The sequence below is a fragment of the Pseudoalteromonas sp. SG44-8 genome (assembly GCF_014164125.1).
Taxonomy (GTDB): domain Bacteria; phylum Pseudomonadota; class Gammaproteobacteria; order Enterobacterales; family Alteromonadaceae; genus Pseudoalteromonas; species Pseudoalteromonas rhizosphaerae.
On the sequence record NZ_JACJEQ010000037.1, the window covers coordinates 18,880 to 36,506 of the forward strand.

Annotated in this window: 16 protein-coding genes; 6 read left to right on the top strand and 10 right to left on the bottom strand. The window is 41.2% G+C overall.

Features of this window, described 5'->3' with window-relative positions:
• Window positions 1–20 precede the first annotated feature (20 nt).
• The 3 genes from pspC to pspA form a co-directional block, all read right to left on the bottom strand.
• Complete coding sequence (pspC, locus tag H5163_RS19070) at window positions 21–422, bottom strand: envelope stress response membrane protein PspC (protein ID WP_145241438.1); 402 nt, start codon at window positions 420–422, stop codon at window positions 21–23.
• Window positions 419–652, bottom strand: a complete 234-nt coding sequence (gene pspB, locus H5163_RS19075) for an envelope stress response membrane protein PspB (RefSeq protein WP_145241440.1) — start codon at window positions 650–652, stop codon at window positions 419–421. Before pspB ends, pspC begins: the two co-directional genes overlap by 4 nt.
• A gap of 67 nt (window positions 653–719) precedes the next feature.
• The gene (pspA, locus tag H5163_RS19080) at window positions 720–1,379 is read right to left on the bottom strand and encodes a phage shock protein PspA (protein WP_145241442.1); all 660 of its coding nucleotides are present in this window, start codon (window positions 1,377–1,379) and stop codon (window positions 720–722) included.
• A 187-nt stretch (window positions 1,380–1,566) separates the two neighbouring features.
• On the opposite strand from pspA, the gene pspF reads away from it, so the two are divergent.
• From pspF to H5163_RS19110, 6 genes are read left to right on the top strand one after another with little or no spacing between them, the layout of a single operon-like run.
• Complete coding sequence (pspF, locus tag H5163_RS19085) at window positions 1,567–2,625, top strand: phage shock protein operon transcriptional activator (protein ID WP_145241444.1); 1,059 nt, start codon at window positions 1,567–1,569, stop codon at window positions 2,623–2,625.
• An 18-nt stretch (window positions 2,626–2,643) separates the two neighbouring features.
• A complete protein-coding gene (locus tag H5163_RS19090) occupies window positions 2,644–4,251 on the top strand; it encodes an ABC transporter substrate-binding protein (RefSeq protein WP_145241446.1) in 1,608 nt (535 codons plus the stop codon).
• On the top strand, window positions 4,251–5,285 hold the full coding sequence (locus H5163_RS19095) for an ABC transporter permease subunit (protein WP_145241448.1): 1,035 nt from the start codon (window positions 4,251–4,253) through the stop codon (window positions 5,283–5,285). The genes H5163_RS19090 and H5163_RS19095 overlap by 1 nt, the downstream gene beginning before the upstream one ends.
• The gene (locus H5163_RS19100; RefSeq protein ID WP_145241450.1) at window positions 5,272–6,165 is read left to right on the top strand and encodes an ABC transporter permease subunit; all 894 of its coding nucleotides are present in this window, start codon (window positions 5,272–5,274) and stop codon (window positions 6,163–6,165) included. Before H5163_RS19095 ends, H5163_RS19100 begins: the two co-directional genes overlap by 14 nt.
• Window positions 6,166–7,158, top strand: a complete 993-nt coding sequence (locus tag H5163_RS19105) for an oligopeptide/dipeptide ABC transporter ATP-binding protein (protein ID WP_145241453.1) — start codon at window positions 6,166–6,168, stop codon at window positions 7,156–7,158.
• Window positions 7,158–7,919, top strand: a complete 762-nt coding sequence (locus H5163_RS19110) for an ATP-binding cassette domain-containing protein (RefSeq protein ID WP_145241455.1) — start codon at window positions 7,158–7,160, stop codon at window positions 7,917–7,919. Before H5163_RS19105 ends, H5163_RS19110 begins: the two co-directional genes overlap by 1 nt.
• A 367-nt stretch (window positions 7,920–8,286) precedes the next feature.
• On the opposite strand, the gene H5163_RS19115 is transcribed toward H5163_RS19110, so the two are convergent.
• The 7 genes from H5163_RS19115 to tig all read right to left on the bottom strand — a co-directional run bounded on the left by H5163_RS19115 (window position 8,287) and on the right by tig (window position 17,445).
• Window positions 8,287–8,688 carry a hypothetical protein gene (locus H5163_RS19115; RefSeq protein ID WP_145241457.1) on the bottom strand — a complete coding sequence of 134 codons (402 nt, stop codon included), beginning with the start codon at window positions 8,686–8,688 and terminating at the stop codon, window positions 8,287–8,289.
• Between the two features lie 177 nt (window positions 8,689–8,865).
• The gene (gene ppiD, locus H5163_RS19120) at window positions 8,866–10,770 is read right to left on the bottom strand and encodes a peptidylprolyl isomerase (protein ID WP_182732484.1); all 1,905 of its coding nucleotides are present in this window, start codon (window positions 10,768–10,770) and stop codon (window positions 8,866–8,868) included.
• Between the two features lie 170 nt (window positions 10,771–10,940).
• Window positions 10,941–11,243 (bottom strand): HU family DNA-binding protein, encoded by a 303-nt coding sequence (locus H5163_RS19125; RefSeq protein WP_301562686.1) that lies wholly within the window; start codon window positions 11,241–11,243, stop codon window positions 10,941–10,943.
• A 185-nt stretch (window positions 11,244–11,428) separates the two neighbouring features.
• Window positions 11,429–13,789, bottom strand: a complete 2,361-nt coding sequence (gene lon / locus H5163_RS19130) for an endopeptidase La (protein WP_145241462.1) — start codon at window positions 13,787–13,789, stop codon at window positions 11,429–11,431.
• Between the two features lie 150 nt (window positions 13,790–13,939).
• The gene (clpX, locus tag H5163_RS19135; RefSeq protein ID WP_145241464.1) at window positions 13,940–15,223 is read right to left on the bottom strand and encodes an ATP-dependent protease ATP-binding subunit ClpX; all 1,284 of its coding nucleotides are present in this window, start codon (window positions 15,221–15,223) and stop codon (window positions 13,940–13,942) included.
• A gap of 135 nt (window positions 15,224–15,358) precedes the next feature.
• Complete coding sequence (gene clpP, locus H5163_RS19140) at window positions 15,359–15,976, bottom strand: ATP-dependent Clp endopeptidase proteolytic subunit ClpP (protein WP_145241466.1); 618 nt, start codon at window positions 15,974–15,976, stop codon at window positions 15,359–15,361.
• Between the two features lie 164 nt (window positions 15,977–16,140).
• Window positions 16,141–17,445: a trigger factor gene (gene tig, locus H5163_RS19145; protein WP_182735744.1), complete on the bottom strand. Its 1,305-nt coding sequence runs from the start codon at window positions 17,443–17,445 to the stop codon at window positions 16,141–16,143.
• Window positions 17,446–17,627: the final 182 nt, after the last annotated feature.

The following is a 17,627-nucleotide window of genomic DNA, read 5'->3' on the forward strand; positions in this document are numbered from 1 at the left end:
CTAAAGTGCTATTAAGTCCTTTACAGCTTATTGATTTCACGGCTAACCGTAAACTCGGTTGAAGTAACATAACGTTCCATATCTTGTAAACGTATATCAACACGTCCCAAACGGTCTTTTAAATCTTGTAAAGCACGACGTGGTGGCTCACCTTTTTGCCATACTTTAAATTTTACTTCAAGAGGATCTTCGTGTTTTGCCGCATCAGTTTTGCTTTGTGCATTGGCAGGTTTTTTATCTAAAATAAACCACGCTGCGATGTAAGCCACAACAAACAACGGGCCACCAGCTAGTAACACTGCCGTTACTACGATAATACGTACTAACCACAATTCCATATTGAAATAATCACTGAGCCCTGCACATACACCGGCTATTTTACCACGTGCTGGATCTCTTAGCAGTTCACGTTTAGCACTCATACCTTACGCCTCCACTGTGGGGCCTCTTGATCAAGTAGTGCTTCTAAAGTTTCTACTCGGTCAGCCATTTTATCTGCTTTTTGAGCAAGCTCAAGTAACTGGCGGTGTTCGTGTTCGCTCAAGCCTTGGCTTACTTGCTTTTTACTTCGGTAATGTAAAATTAACCAAAGGGGTGCTACCACAACCATAAAAATGATAATTGGAGCAACAAACACTTCTGCATCAAACATAACCCTCTCCTACACATCCATTAATTTATCAAGCATAGGGGGATGACTCCCCCTTTATTTATTATCTTTATTTATCAGCAAGCTTCTTTTTAAGTGCTGCTAATTCATCATCGATTTTTTCGTTTTGCTGTAACTCAGCAATTTCATCAGCCAATGACTTTTTGCCTAAGTCGTACGATTCTACTTGTGATTCTAGTCCATCAATCTTAGTTTCGTAGCGCTCAAAGCGATTTAATGCATCTTCAACTTTAGAGCTGTCTAATGCTTTTTTCACCTCTAGGCGTGACTCAGCTGAGCGTTGACGTAAAATAATCGCTTTTTGACGTGCTTTTGCATCCGCTAACTTGTCTTGTAGCGTACTTACTTCCTGTTGCAGCTTATCAATGTGAGATTCTATGTGACTGAGTTCATCTTCAACAGCAGCAACCGCTTGTGCTGACTTTTGCTTTTCAAGCAATGCAGCACGGGCTAGATCATCACGGTCTTTGCTCAATGCCAGCTCGGCTTTATCTTGCCATTGAGCGACTTGCTCTTTTAATGTATCGACACGACGTACTAATTCTTTTTTCTCTGCTAATGTTTTCGCAGAGGTTGAACGTACTTCAACTAATGTGTCTTCCATCTCTTGGATGATCAGACGTACCATTTTTTCAGGATCTTCTGCTTTATCTAAAATGGCATTGATATTAGAATTAACAATATCTGCAAAACGCGAAAAAATTCCCATAACATTTACCTCTGTAGTGTTTAACTTAATTGGTCTGCTGTTACTGTTACAATATGCTTGCCAACTTTATAAAACATAAAATACAGTAATATTTTCATAATGTTAAACTAAAAATACAAATTCCTTTAGTTCTCCCTAATTATGAAATACACTAACTGTTAGTAAAAATGACTAAGAGTTAGGGAATATGAGCCAATTTCGCCAACAAGATAATTTACTCGGCCAATCAGACAGCTTTTTAGCGGTACTTGATCAAGTTTCACAGCTGGCAAGTTTAGATAAACCAGTACTGATTATTGGTGAACGTGGCACAGGTAAAGAACTGATCGCCGCCCGTTTACACTTTTTATCAAAGCGCTGGGAGCAAAGCTACATTAAGCTCAACTGTGCGGCACTTAACGAAAACTTGCTTGAAAGCGAATTGTTTGGCCATGAAAGTGGTGCCTTTACCGGCGCAAGTAAACGCCACGAAGGACGCTTTGAACGTGCCAATGCCGGTACGCTATTTTTAGACGAACTAGCAAATACCTCTGCCATGGTGCAAGAAAAACTATTACGGGTAATTGAATACGGTGAATTTGAGCGAGTCGGTGGCAAACAAACCGTCAAGGTCGATACTCGCTTAGTCTGCGCAACCAATGAAGACCTTCCTTATTTAGCCGAGCAAGGTGAATTTAGAAGCGATTTACTCGACAGGCTCGCATTTGATGTAATCACTTTACCGCCACTGCGCGAACGTCAGGAAGACATCATGTTACTCGCTGAGCAATTTGCGATGAATATGGCCCGTGATTTGGACTGGCAACTATTCAGTGGTTTCACCCGCAGTGCTGTGGAAATACTGCAAGGGCATGATTGGCCAGGTAATATACGTGAACTTAAAAATGTCGTGGAACGAAGTTTATATCGCCATGGCAGTGAACATATTCCCGTTCACCAGATTATTTTAGACCCATTTGAAAGCCGCTTTAGACCCAAGCAACGAATTAAAAAACTCCCCACTAAAGCCGTAGAAGCAGCTCCTGTTGCAGTTGTCGCCAATGAACCGATAGTTGCAACAAGTACCCCGCAATTTCAGTTTCCATGTAGCTTAAAAGACCTCTCAAATGAATTTGAAATTGATTTAATAAAAAAAGCGCTTGAATATAGTCAATTTAATCAAAAGAAAACTGCAGAAGTACTTGGTTTAACGTATCATCAACTACGAGGCTATTTGAAAAAATACAACTTGTTAGATCAACAATAATAGTCAGAGGCTAAACGAGTGTATAAATTATTACTTGGTATCTTAACGGTATGCCTAACGGGTTGCTTAGATACCAAAGAAAAAACACTAGAAGAAAAGAATCAGGGCTTAGTTTATTGCGCTGAGGCTAACCCTGTGTCGTTCAATCCCCAAGTGACGACCACAGGTTCGACGATCGATATTATTGCAAATCAATTGTATGACCGTTTGATCAGTATCGATCCCGTGACCGCTGAATTTAAAAGTGAACTGGCCACTGACTGGAAAATAAGTAAAGACGGCAAGTCAGTTACCTTTACCTTGCGCAAAGGAGTGAAGTTTCATACTACTGCATACTTTACCCCAAGCAGAGAGTTTAACGCTGATGATGTAATCTTTACCTTTAGCCGTTTATTCGATGTGTATAATCCTTATCACTTTGTTGGGGATGCCAATTACCCTTATTTTCAAAGTGTCGGCATTGACCAGCTAATTCGGCAAATTGTTCGCGTGTCCGACTACCAAGTGCGCTTTGAATTATTTAATGCCGAAAGCAGCTTTTTAGCCAATATGGCAACTGATTTTGCAGTGGTTTTGTCTCGCGAATATGCCATGCAATTAAAACAGCGCGACCAAGTTAATCTTTTTGATCAATACCCTGTTGGTACTGGCCCCTATGTTTATAAAGAGTATCGGCGCGATCACTTAGTACGCTATTATCGTAATCCTGACTATTGGAAACACCATGTAGTGCTGGAGCAGTTGGTTTACGACATCACCCCAAATGGCACCACCCGAATTGCAAAAATGCTCACTAAAGAGTGCGATGTAACCGCACACCCAAGTAGCGCACAGTTAAGTATTTTAGCCCAACGCGACGACATTAACGTACAAAAAGAAACCAATCTTAATGTAGGTTATTGGGCGTTTAATACCGAGCGCCCACCATTTGACGATTTAAGAGTACGTCAAGCACTGGCCCATGCCATTGACGTTGAAAAAATCATGCAAGCAGTTTATTACGGCAACGGTATTCGTGCGCAATCGTTATTACCGCCAACATCATGGGCATATCAACCACAAGCTAAACTACCCGGATTTAACCCTGATCTAGCTAAAAAACTGCTGATTGAGGCTGGCCTTCCTAATGGCTTTGATATGACCATTTGGGCTATGCCAGTGAGCCGAATTTATAATCCTAACGCACGTAAAATGGCCGAGCTAATGCAAAGCGATTTACGAAAAATTGGTGTAAACGTCAGTATCGTTGAGTATGAGTGGAACACCTTTATTCAACGCATAGGTGAACACCGCCATGACAGCGTGTTATTAGGTTGGGCTGCAGATACACCGGATCCAGATAACTTTTTTAGCCCGCTACTCAGTTGTACCGCGGCATTTAGTGGTAAAAACCCTGCGAATTGGTGTGATCCTGAGTTTGACTTACTCTTGACACAAGCGCTTGATACCACCGATTTAGCCAAACGAAAAGCCTATTATCAACAAGCACAAGCGATGATAGTGCGTGAACTACCTTTATTACCACTTGCCCACGGTATGCGTTTTCAAGCAAGTAGTGCCGATGTAGAAGGTATTCCACTTGGCCCATTTGGCGCAATTTCCTTAGCCAACGCGAGGAAAAAATAATGGTGTTAAATTATATTTTACGCCGTTTAGGCTTACTGTTATTTATGATGTTTACCTTGAGTGTATTTACATTTTCACTCAGTTATTTATTTCCCGGCGATCCGCTTAGTAATTTAAGTGGTATCAGTAATACCAGTTTTTCACAAACCAGTGAACTACAAGAAAAATATCACTTTAACGATAATTATTTAATGCAATATTTTGCTTTTATTGCACGTATTGTGCAAGGCGACTGGGGCGTGTCGTTCGCTTCGGGCGACAGCGTATTTACTCATATTATCGAGCTATTCCCAGCCACGTTAGAGCTGAGTATTTATGCGTTAATTATTTCTGTTGTGGTTGGCGTTCCGGCAGGTATCTTGGCGGCGGCCTATCATCGGCGCTGGCCAGATAAACTGGTTAACTCCACAACATTAGTGGGCTACTCAATGCCGGTATTTTGGTTAGCTTTGCTGCTGATCATGGTGTTCTCATTACAACTAGGTTGGTTCCCGATGTCAGGACGAATGGGCTTACTGTACGAGATCCCCTCCCAAACTGGCTTTATTTTGATTGATATTGTATTAGCAGACTTTCCTTATTCTGGTCTGGCTATGCTTGATGCTCTGCATCATTTAACCCTGCCGACCATTGTTCTGGCAATGTACCCAACCACTGTATTAGTGCGCTTTACACGAGAGTCAATGTTGCATGTGCTTGAGCAAAGTTTTATTAAAACCGCCCGAGCCAAAGGCTTAAACCGTGCCCAATTAATTATGCATCATGCCTTACGTAATGCCTTGTTACCGGTTATAAAGCAAATTGGTTTGCAGTTTAGTACCTTGATCACTCTGGCGATGATCACTGAGGTGATTTTTTCATGGCCCGGTGTTGGCCGTTGGTTAATTGATAGTATTTATCAACGAGACTACCCTGCCATTCAAGGTGGCTTATTAGCGGTATCGATGTTTGTAATTCTGGCGACTATTATTGCAGAATTAACCTATACCTTGTTCGACCCGCTGTCACGGAATCAAGCGCATGGCAAAGTTTAATTTATTTTCAGAAGAGTCAAACAAATCGCCATTAGCGCGATTTTGGCGCAAATTTAAATCCAATCATCCTGCCTTAGTGGGGTTATGGATTTTTATCGCCTTTGCTATTTTAGCTGCGGCTGCGCCACTGATTGCACCATATGGAGTAAACCAGCAACACAGTGATGCGTTACTTATTCCTCCATCGTGGCATGAAATGGGCGATGTACGTTTTATACTCGGTACTGACGACTTAGGGCGTGATGTACTCTCACGGCTTATGAATGGCGCAACTTATACCTTTGGCTTATCAGTCATTGCTGCGCTGATCACCACCATCATAGGTGTGTTAGTAGGCACATTTGCCGGCATTAGCCGAGGTATTCGCTCAAGCTTTTTAAATCATCTACTTGATATAACCTTATCAATACCGTCTTTATTATTAGCGATTATTATTATTGCGATATTAGGCCCAGGCCTGATGAATACCGTGTGGGCAATTATTTTAGCGCTATTACCGCAATTTATTCACTCGGTGCGTAACCTCATCGTCACTGAGCTTAATAAAGATTACATTACTGCATTTAAACTTGATGGCGCATCGAATTGGCATATTCTCTCCAGAGGGATTTTTCCAAATATTTATGAGCATATTGTGGTTATTTTTACTATGGCATTATCAACCGCTATTTTAGATATTTCCGCTTTGGGCTTTTTAAAACTAGGGGCACAACCACCAACCACAGAGTGGGGTGCAATTTTAGCTGAAAATCTGGGTTTAATTTATTTAGCACCTTGGACCGTTGGCTTGCCTGGTGTATTACTCTTTTTAGCGGTGCTGTCGACCAACTTAGTGGGCGACGGGCTACGCCAAGTGCTCAAAGCACGTAAGGCTGACTAAATGCAATTACTTGATATACGAAATCTGACCATAGAGCTGCGCACCTCTGATACCGTTATTCGCGCCGTAGATAGAGTGAACTTGAGCCTCAAAGAAGGTGAAGTACATGCATTAGTGGGCGAATCTGGCTCAGGTAAAAGCTTAATTGCTAAAGCCATTGTGGGTGTATTAAATAAACGCTGGCACATCACCGCCGACCGTATGCATTGGCGCGGTGTGGATCTAATGCGCTTATCAAGCGAACAACGGCGTAAAATTGTAGGCAGTGACATCGCAATGATTTATCAAGATCCTAGTCGTTGTCTTGATCCTACCGCAAAAATATTTGAGCAAATAGCCGAAACGCTCCCAGAAATAACAGGCTCCGGGTTTTTCTTAAAGCGAAACCGTGAACGTAAGGACCGAGTAAAAGCGCTGATCCACAAAGTGGGCATTAAAGATCACGAAAAAGTACTATCGAGCTACCCTCACGAGCTCTCAGAAGGCGTTTGTCAAAAGGTCATGATTGCTATGGCCATTGCTCGTACACCTAAGTTACTGATTGCCGATGAGCCAACTACAGCTCTTGAAAGTACCACACGAGCACAGGTATTCCGGTTATTAAAAAGTTTAAATCAACTTAAAAACATGTCAATTTTAATGATCTCCCATGAACTTGAAGAAATCATTAATTGGTCTCATTGCATGCATGTACTTTACTGCGGGCAAATGGTTGAAGCAGGTCCAACCCAGCGTATTTTTGCCCAGCCTCGTCACCCTTATACACAAGCATTATTAAAAAGCTTACCGGATTATGAGCAAGGGCTTGCCCATAAAGAACCTTTTTATGCACTAAAAGGGACAATCCCAACCTTACAGCATTTACCTATAGGCTGTCGCCTTGGTCCTCGCTGTCCGCAGGCACAAAAAGCTTGTGTGGTAACACCGCCTTTAACTAAACAACATGGTCATAGTTATGCGTGTCATTTCCCTCTCATTAAGGTGATGAAATAATGCAACCTCTGTTAAAAGTGCAAGCCTTGTCAAAAAGCTTTAACCTGCGTGCAGGGTTATTTTCACGTAAGCGTTTTGAGGTATTAAAAAACATCTCGTTTTGTTTAGAGCAAGGTGAAACACTGGCTATTATTGGCGAAACTGGCTCAGGTAAAAGTACCCTAGCAAAATTACTCGCTGGAGCAGACAGCGCAGATGCTGGGCAAATCCTACTCGATGGCAACATCATCGAAAACAAAGGCGTTCGCGATCAGCAATGCCGCCATATTAGAATGATTTTTCAAGACTCCGAAGCCTCGCTAAACCCAGGTTTAACGATCGGCGATATGCTCGACGATTGCCTGCAATATAATACTTCTTTGGATAAAGTAACTCGCGCTGAAAAAATCACCGCAACACTGTCTAAAGTAGGTTTATTAAACGACCATCAGTATTACTACCCACATATGTTTAGTGGCGGTCAGCTGCAACGTGTCGCTCTAGCACGTGCATTAATACTCGACCCTAAGGTTGTAGTACTTGATGAAGCATTATCATCTCTGGACCCTTCTGTACGCGCACAAACCGTCAACCTGCTACTCAAGCTTCAACAGGACACGGGTCTCAGTTATATCTTGATCACTCACCACTTAAGTTTAGTACGCCACATCAGCGATCAACTTGTAGTACTCGATCACGGTGAAATTGTTGAATACGGTAGAACAGAGGATGTATTCCAAAAGCCACAATCAAAAGTCACTCAGAAGTTGCTAAGTTGCTGAAGGTAGAACTTTAAGCGGTAAGTTTTAGCGAAAAGAATTGTATAGGTGCTAGATTCTAGGAAAAGCCAGAGTAGCTCGGCATTAAATTTATCGCGTTGGTTGGCTTGATAGCAACGAAACCCAAACTGCTAAAAGCGAACATATAACAAGTCACTTTAATGCCCGTTCATGGCACAAAAATGTCTAATCTCTAACTCTTTTGTGAGTATTTAATATCTTCTTCTAAGCGTAACGTTTCTTAACCTCTTTGTGAATAATTAAAACAACCGACAATGCAAAGTTTTGATATATAGCAATAAAATATTTTTATGCCGTTACTCAATGGTATAAGCGCGAGATGTCCCGCGCAGAAACAGAAATATACCCGTTAAGCCGGTTGAATTAATGATTCAACAATTTTTAACGCTTTAATTTCATTTTCATCGGTAATACCATCAGCTTCAATGACTTGTTTAAGCAGCTCTAATACAAACTCCCTCATGGATTGATCGACAATATGTGTCATTCGATGCTGAATAAATGACTCGATGTCACCACTTTGCACTGCCAAAACACATTTGCTTGTCATATCAATTATATAGTTATCAAGAGCAATGACAGAATTCCACTCAATTTTATGTGCCCAGGTTTCGACGACTCTCAACTCTTCTTGTGCAATAGAGCCATCAACAGCGACAAATAATAACGCAAGGTCTAACAGTGATTCTTTTTGTAACTGTTCAACACAGATACCCATATCAAAGTTATTTAATAACTGCTCGAATTTCATGATGTTCCCTTAATAATATAGAGGTAATGCTATTGAGCTTATACTAAGTCTGCTAAAAAGTAATCAAAATAGGTTCGGTAGATTGGGGGGGAATTTATTTATACTTGAACTCAGATATCTGCCTGTTAAAAAATAAAAAAAGGCGCCAATGGCGCCTTTTCATTATTTAATTAAGCATTACTCTGTGGCGGCTTGCGCTTTAGGTAAGTTTAATTCTGCATTTGCTTTTAAAGCTTCAATGAATACCATGTAGTTTTTGTTAACTTGGGCCATAGTAATATTTTGCTTAAGCTGTGCGTCAATTTCGCCTTCAACAGTAGCGTTAGTCACTGTTTTAAGTGCTACGATTGCCGCGTCACCGTTGTTTAGGTCAACTTTTTCAACTACTGGTGTGTCAGTTGGGTGTGCCATTTTAAAGGCATGTTGAACGATTGCAGGCGAAACAGTGTAAGCTTGACGGGTTAGTGCCGCTTCTTGACGAAGTTCTAAGCTTTGCTCAGTTACTAGGTCATTTAAGCTCTTGCCAGCTTCAATCTCAGCATACAGCGTTGTTGCTTTTTCTTTCGCAAGCTCTGATGCTTTTTCACTAACTAAACGTGCTTTAATTTGCTCTGATACATCAGCAAGTGCTTTTGTTGCAGCTGGTACATGCTCTTTAACACGCACTAACACAACATGCTCATCGCCCACTTCGATAACCTCAGAGTTCATTTTATCTTCAAGCACATCTGGTGAGAAGATTGCAGCTAATACCGCTGGTGTATTAAGCGGCGCAGGTAGAGAATTACGGTCAACTAATGCTGTTGTTTGTACTTCAACACCGGCAACTTCTGCAGCATCAACTAAGGTATCTGAAATTTCAAATGCAATAGCGCCCATTTCTGTTTGCTTTTCATAGAATGCATTTACTTTTTCAGTACGCTCAAGCTCAGCACGTAAATCAGCTTTAACAGTGTCATACGCTTTTACTTGTTGGCTCTGAATATCAGTTAACTGAATAATGTGGTAACCAAACTCAGATTGTACAACGTCTGAAAAATCCCCTTTGTTTGCCAATGCGAATGCCGCATCTTCAAAAGCAGGATCCATCATGTCACGTTCGATCCAATCTAAATCACCGCCCATTTCAGCACTAACGATATCATCAGATGATGATTCTGCTAACGCTGCAAAGTCACCGCCTTGTTGTAATTGTGCTAACAAGTCTTCTGCTTTGGCTTTTGCTGCATCATCGTCTTCACTGTTATCAATTAAGATATGCGACACACGGCGTTTTTCAGGTTCGGCGTATTGTGCTTTGTTTTGATCATAATATGCTTTAACGTCAGCTTCGCTAACATGAGTTTCAAGTGTTAGGTTAGCTGCATTTAAATCAATGTAGTTTACTGATACTTGCTCAGGCGCTAAAAACTGCGACATATTTAGGTCATAGTAATCGGCAATTTCTTGCTCTGTTACCGTCACGTTTTGCTGTAAAGACTCTTTGCTGATCACGACATAGTCAATACTACGCGTTTGCTGTTGTAGCGCAACGGCATTAGCCAATTCGCTATTTAGAGCGAAATCGGTGCCTGCAACCGCTGAAATTAGCTGGCTTCGGGTCATTTCTTCACGTAAATATTCACGAAATGCGTCAGGTTGGAAGTTCATTTGACGGATAACTTGTAAGTAACGATCGTTGTTAAATTGCCCACCAATTTGGAAGTATGGCAATTCTAAAATCGCTTTACGAACACTGTCGTCACTAACACGTAAACCAAGTTCGGCCGCTAGTTGAGTTTGCAATTCTTGTTGTACTAGACGGTCAACGACGCCTTGACGAATTTGTGCCATGTAATTTGGATCAGCAGCAATTTGTGCAAAGTATTCGCCAAATTGTTGCTCTAAACGTGCACGTTCATTTTGGAACGCACGGCTAAACTCGGTTTGGCTAATTTTAACTCCATTTACTTCAGCTACGGGCTGCTCTGTGGTTTGACCTAAGTAACCACCGATCCCTGCTAAGGCAAAAGATAAAATCACCGCGCCTAAAATAATTTTAGCTACCGGTCCTTGTGAACCTTCTCTGATTTTCTCAAGCATTTATTTATCTCTATTCTATTCGAGGCAGAAATCGCCTTGCTTATGTAAAAAAAGCGTATCTTACCAGATACGCTTTTTTACTTGAAGCAGTTGGCGAGAAAGAACGTTAATTAAGCTGTAAAAGCGATTAACTTCTTACACTACCAAACTAACTCACTAAAGAGCAGTGATTAGCTGTTACATGCATCTTTAAGCGCTTTACCTGCTTTAAAAGCAGGGATAGTCGCTGCAGCGATTTGAATTGTTTCGCCTGTTTGTGGGTTACGGCCTGAACGTGCAGCACGTTCACGTACTGAGAAAGTACCGAAACCAACCAATGCTACTGAATCGCCATCTTTAAGAGCGCCAGAAACAGCCTCGATGAATGAATCAAGTGCACGACCCGCAGCCGCTTTAGAAATGTCAGCATCAGCTGCGATTTGATCGATTAATTGAGATTTATTCACAATATCATCCTCTTTCATTGTTATTATCAAGAGCGATTGTTTTTTAAACTAACATCACTATTTTGAAAATTTTAGAGCAAACTTTTTCATGCTCATACGATTGTAATTTTTCTTCAGCCTAGGCCACATAAGGCCTCGGCTTGAAAACCAGTGCTTAACTTATCATACCATCTAGATTTGAAAAGCCCTTTAAAGCACTTTTTTTCGCTTTTTTACTGGTTTTTTGATGTTTCGACTGAAAAACTCTCAACTGGGTGTACTAAAGCCAGTTTTAAAACCTCATCAATCCACGTAACTGGGTGAATATCAAGTCCTGCCAATACATTGTCAGGGATCTCTTTTAAATCACGTTCGTTAATTTTTGGAATAATGACCGTTTTAATTCCACCGCGATGAGCGGCTAATAGTTTCTCTTTTAAGCCACCAATTGGTAATACTTCACCACGTAAGGTGATTTCACCCGTCATCGCCACATCAGCACGTACCGGGTTACCTGTAAGACTTGATACCAAACCTGTTACCATCGCGGCGCCAGCACTTGGTCCATCTTTTGGAGTTGCCCCCTCAGGTACGTGAACATGAATATCACGTTTTTCGTAAAAATCACTGTTAATACGAAATGCATCAGCGCGATTACGTACAACTGTCATAGCTGCTTGAATCGACTCTTGCATTACATCGCCTAGTGACCCGGTGTAGCTTAGTTTACCTTTGCCTGGTACTGCGGCACATTCGATGGTCAGCAAATCACCGCCCACTTCAGTCCACGCTAAACCTGTAACTTGGCCAATGCGATCGCCGTCTTCAGCTTTACCATAATCATAGCGCTGCACACCTAAGAAATCTTCAAGGTTGTCAGCGTTAATAGTGACTGTTTTAGTGCCTTTTTCAAGCAAGATATTCTTCACCGCTTTACGGCATAACTTAGATATTTCGCGTTCTAAGTTACGTACGCCCGCTTCACGGGTGTAATAACGAATAATGCCGATGATTGCACTGTCTTCGATGATTAATTCGCCATCTTTTAAGCCATTGCGTTTAACTTGTTTAACAATTAAATGCTCTTTGGCAATATTCAGCTTTTCATCTTCGGTATAACCCGATAACCGGATCACTTCCATCCGATCCAATAACGGACCAGGAATGTTAAAGCTGTTTGATGTAGCAACAAACATTACGTCAGATAAGTCATAATCGACTTCTAAGTAATGATCCGCAAAATGGCTATTTTGCTCAGGATCAAGTACTTCAAGCAGTGCCGATGCAGGATCGCCACGCATATCAGATGACATTTTATCGATTTCATCTAACAAGAATAATGGATTTTTAACGCCCACTTTACTCATGTTTTGAATCAACTTACCTGGCATTGAACCTATGTAAGTACGACGGTGACCACGAATTTCTGCTTCATCACGTACACCACCTAGTGCCATACGAATATACTTACGCCCTGTAGAGCGAGCAATCGATTGACCTAATGACGTTTTACCAACACCCGGTGGACCCACAAGGCACAAAATTGGCCCTTTGAGTTTATTGGTACGCTGTTGCACAGCGAGATATTCAATAATTCGTTCTTTGACTTTATCAAGACCGTGATGGTCGCTGTCTAAAATCTTTTGTGCGCCCGCTAAGTCTTTTTTCACTTTCGAACGTTTTTTCCATGGCACATTAATTAATGTGTCTATGTATGAACGCACAACCGTGGCTTCTGCCGACATCGGCGACATCATTTTAAGCTTAGCAAGTTCAGAGTTCGCTTTTTCTTGCGCGTCATTGCTCATACCTGATTCTTCAATGCGCTTTTTCAGTGCTTCGAATTCATCTGGTACGTCGTCAAGCTCGCCTAATTCTTTTTGAATGGCTTTCATTTGCTCATTGAGGTAATACTCACGTTGCGACTTTTCCATCTGCTTTTTAACGCGGGTACGAATTTTTTTCTCAACTTGCAGTAAATCAATTTCACCTTCCATCAACGCCATTAAATATTCAAGACGTTCTGTAACATTGGTGATTTCGAGTACTTTTTGCTTTTCAGGCACTTTCAGCGGCATGTGCGCTGCCATAGTATCGGCAAGGCGCGGCGCTTCATCAATGCCACTGACCGAGGTTAACACCTCTGGTGGTATTTTTTTATTTAGCTTTACATAGCCTTCAAACTGACTGATGGCACTGCGAATAAATACATCTTGCTCTTGCTCATCGATTTCTTCTGAACCAATAAACTGCGCATTAGCAACAAAAAAGTCTTCATTATCAATAAAGCTTTCTAGTTTTGCTCGCTGTGTGCCTTCAACCAGTACTTTGACTGTGCCATCAGGTAGTTTAAGCAATTGTAATACCGTGGCTATGGTACCAACACGGTAAATATCATCTTGCTCAGGCTCATCCACGGTCGCGTCTTTTTGCGCAACAAGGAAAATTTGTTTGTCTTTATCCATTGCCGCTTCAAGGCATTTTATTGATTTTTCACGGCCTACAAAAAGCGGGATCACCATGTGCGGATATACCACGACATCGCGCAGTGCTAGCACCGGGATTTCGACTCGATCTGTTCTCTCAAGCGTCATTATTTTTCTCTTCGCTCTTCATTTATTTTAAAGATTACTCAAGTATATGGGGATAACCTAAGTAAAGTTCAACAATTTAACGCAACTGGATTAAATAAATTATAAAAAAAGGAGCACTAGGCTCCTTTTTATTATCAAAATGAGTAAATTTTACTCAGACGCTGCTTTATCTTGGCTAGCGCTTTGATAAATCAAAATAGGATCTGATTCACCTTTGATCACGGTTTCGTCAATCACTACTTTGCTAACGTTTTCCATTGAAGGAAGTTCGTACATAGTATCAAGTAACACCGCTTCAACGATTGAACGAAGACCACGGGCACCTGTTTTACGCTCCATCGCTTTATGAGCGATAGCACGCAGTGCGTCATCACGGAATTCAAGTTCAACGTCTTCCATACCAAATAATGCGCCGTACTGTTTCGTTAAGGCGTTTTTAGGCTCATTTAATATTTGCACTAAAGCCGACTCATCGAGTTCAGTTAACGTTGCCACAACAGGTAAACGACCGATGAATTCTGGGATCAAACCATATTTCACTAAATCTTCTGGCTCAACATCTTTAAATGTTTCACTTAAAGAACGGCTCGCCGCAGATTCTTTTACGTTAACCCCAAAACCGATACCGGTATTTTTATGGCTACGCTGCTCGATCACTTTATCAAGACCAGAGAATGCACCACCACAGATGAATAAGATTTTAGAGGTGTCTACCTGTAAAAACTCTTGCTGTGGGTGTTTACGTCCGCCTTGTGGTGGCACAGATGCCACAGTACCTTCAATTAGTTTAAGCAGTGCTTGTTGCACGCCCTCACCAGATACATCACGAGTGATCGACGGATTATCAGATTTACGTGAAATCTTGTCAATCTCATCAATATAAACAATACCACGTTGCGCTTTTTCTACATCGTAATCACATTTTTGTAGCAACTTTTGAATGATGTTTTCAACATCTTCGCCCACATAACCAGCTTCAGTTAGTGTGGTTGCATCGGCCATTGTAAACGGCACATCTAATAAACGCGCTAACGTTTCAGCTAATAATGTTTTACCACTGCCGGTTGGGCCAATAAGTAAGATATTACTTTTGCCTAACTCAATATCCGTTTTACCGGTTTGATTACGCAAACGTTTGTAGTGATTGTAAACCGCTACTGACAGTACTTTTTTGGCGTGATCTTGACCAATAACATAATCATCTAAATGATTACGAATTTCTTTTGGTGCAGGCAGTTTATCAGAGGTATTGTGCTTTGGCGCAATGTCTTTGATCTCTTCCCTGATAATGTCGTTGCATAGCTCAACACATTCATCACAAATGTATACTGAAGGGCCAGCAATTAACTTACGAACTTCATGCTGGCTTTTGCCACAAAAAGAGCAGTATAACAATTTATTACTTTTGTCGCCGTCTGTAGGAGTGTCAGACATTCAGCTACCTCATCTTATTCGTTGGCTGCCAAACTACTTAGCAGCTATTTTAATACGCTTAACTATACCAAAAAATATTGGTTTTCACAGTGTAAACAGCTCAAGCTAGCACCGTTAGTTACCAGCTTGTATTTGTTACTTGCTGTCGCGACTAGTAAATACCGCATCAACTAAACCATAATCAACAGCTTGGCTGGCGCTCATGAAGTTATCACGGTCTGTATCTTTTGAAATCACATCTAATGGTTGGCCGGTATGCTCTGCCATTAAACGGTTTAGTTTATCTTTAATAGACAAAATTTCTTTGGCGTGTATTTCAAAATCAGATGCTTGACCTTGGAAACCGCCTAATGGTTGGTGGATCATCACGCGTGAATTAGGTAAACAATAACGTTTACCTTTTGCACCAGCAGTCAATAAAAATGCCCCCATGCTCGCCGCTTGGCCAACACAAATAGTGCTTACATCTGGTTTAATGAAATTCATAGTGTCATAAATCGCCATACCCGCAGTCACTGAACCGCCCGGCGAATTAATATATAAAAAGATATCTTTTTCTGGGTTTTCTGATTCTAAAAATAGCATTTGCGCTAAGATCAGATTAGCCATGTTGTCTTCAACTTGACCTGTTAAAAAAATGATTCGCTCTTTTAATAGTCTCGAATAAATATCATACGAGCGCTCGCCTTTCGCTGTTTGTTCAACAACCATAGGTACTAATGCATTGAGTGGATCTGTAATACCAGTGTTCATATTTATCTAATTCCTTATGCGCTTATACTTATCCTTATTATAAGGAAGCATAGTTATTTTTTGGCGAAATTGAAGGCCACAAACTAAAATGGCTCGGGCACACTGCATAATACAGAGTAACACGAGCCATTTAATCGTTAGCGAGGGCTTAAGTCAATGACTTATTAAGCACCTTGCTGTGGATTCATGATGTCATCAAATGCTTTTTCAACGTCAGTCACAGTTGCTTTAGCTAAAATAGCTTCAACAGCTTGCTCTTCCATTGCTACATTACGCATTTGTTGCATAAGTTGATCATTTGCTTTGTAATATTCTACAACTTCAGTTGGATCTTCGTATGCAGAAGCCACTGTTGCAATTAATGCTTCAACTTTTGAATCATCAACTTTGATCTCGTTCGCTTTAATTACTTCACCTAATAATAGGCCAGTCTTAACGCGTGTTACTGCTTGTTCATGGAACAATTCTGCTGGAAGCTCAGGCATGTTTTTAGCGTCGCCACCAAAACGTTGTGCAGCTTGTTGACGTAGTGCATCAATTTCTTGATCTACTAGGGCTTTAGGCACTTCGATTTCGTTGTTAGCTAAAAGACCTTTAATTGCTTGGTCTTTCACGTTAGCTTTAACCGCTTGGTCAAGTTCACGTGTCATGTTCTTTTTAACTTCTTCTTTAAGAGCGTCAACACCGCCTTCAGTTACACCAAACTTAGTTGCGAATTCTTCGCTAAGTTCAGGTAGCTCTTGCGCTTCAACTTTCTTCACTGTGATAGTGAATTGAGCTGCTTTGCCTTTAAGATTTTCAGCATGGTAATCTTCAGGGAAAGTTACGTCAGAAACAACTTCCTCGCCTGCTTTTTTACCTACGATGTTATCTTCAAAACCTGGGATCATACGACCTTGACCAAGTTCTAATGGGAAGTCTTCAGCTTTTCCGCCTTCAAATACTTCACCGTCGATAGTACCTACGAAATCAACCGTTACACGGTCTTTTTCGCCAGCAGCCACATCAACTTCAGCCCATGATGCATGTTGCTTACGAAGTGTTTCTAGCATGTTTGCTAAATCTTCATCAGTAACTGATACAGCTGGTTTTTCTACAGTAATTTTATCTAAACCTTGAACTTCAACTTCAGGGTAAACTTCAAATGTTGCTGAGAACTCTAAATCTTTACCCGCTTCAAGTGCTTTAGGAGCAAATGTTGGTGCGCCAGCTGGGTTAATTTTTTCAGAAACGATTGCTTCGATGTAATTACGTTGCATTAATTCACCAGCAACTTCCTGACGAACTGCGCCACCGTAACGTTTGTTGATTACAGACGTTGGTACTTTACCAGGACGGAAACCATCAATACGCTGGGTTTTAGACAGTTGTTGTAAGCGTTTTTTTACTTCGGTCTCAACGTTCTCTGCAGGAACGGTGATGGTCAGACGGCGCTCAAGGCCTTGAGTCGTCTCAACAGAAACTTGCATGATATACCTCAATCTTCAATTTTGGCGACTGTTCGCCTTCCTTACAAACACGGTAATCACTATGCGTTTTGGCACGTTTAAAGTCATTTAAGCGACTTATCAACCCCATCTTCACTATAAGATACCAATGCTGCTCTGCCCTTCGGGCACTATGTTAAACAATAGACGCGGCATTATAACCT

Coding starts and splice junctions, on each gene's coding strand:
- clpP (WP_145241466.1), bottom strand. CDS start 15,976: ATGAACACTGGTATTACAGATCCACTCAATGCATTAGTACCTATGGTT.
- pspA (WP_145241442.1), bottom strand. CDS start 1,379: ATGGGAATTTTTTCGCGTTTTGCAGATATTGTTAATTCTAATATCAAT.
- H5163_RS19105 (WP_145241453.1), top strand. CDS start 6,166: ATGCAATTACTTGATATACGAAATCTGACCATAGAGCTGCGCACCTCT.
- H5163_RS19110 (WP_145241455.1), top strand. CDS start 7,158: ATGCAACCTCTGTTAAAAGTGCAAGCCTTGTCAAAAAGCTTTAACCTG.
- lon (WP_145241462.1), bottom strand. CDS start 13,789: ATGACGCTTGAGAGAACAGATCGAGTCGAAATCCCGGTGCTAGCACTG.
- pspB (WP_145241440.1), bottom strand. CDS start 652: ATGTTTGATGCAGAAGTGTTTGTTGCTCCAATTATCATTTTTATGGTT.
- pspC (WP_145241438.1), bottom strand. CDS start 422: ATGAGTGCTAAACGTGAACTGCTAAGAGATCCAGCACGTGGTAAAATA.
- H5163_RS19095 (WP_145241448.1), top strand. CDS start 4,251: ATGGTGTTAAATTATATTTTACGCCGTTTAGGCTTACTGTTATTTATG.
- pspF (WP_145241444.1), top strand. CDS start 1,567: ATGAGCCAATTTCGCCAACAAGATAATTTACTCGGCCAATCAGACAGC.
- H5163_RS19115 (WP_145241457.1), bottom strand. CDS start 8,688: ATGAAATTCGAGCAGTTATTAAATAACTTTGATATGGGTATCTGTGTT.
- ppiD (WP_182732484.1), bottom strand. CDS start 10,770: ATGCTTGAGAAAATCAGAGAAGGTTCACAAGGACCGGTAGCTAAAATT.
- H5163_RS19100 (WP_145241450.1), top strand. CDS start 5,272: ATGGCAAAGTTTAATTTATTTTCAGAAGAGTCAAACAAATCGCCATTA.
- tig (WP_182735744.1), bottom strand. CDS start 17,445: ATGCAAGTTTCTGTTGAGACGACTCAAGGCCTTGAGCGCCGTCTGACC.
- clpX (WP_145241464.1), bottom strand. CDS start 15,223: ATGTCTGACACTCCTACAGACGGCGACAAAAGTAATAAATTGTTATAC.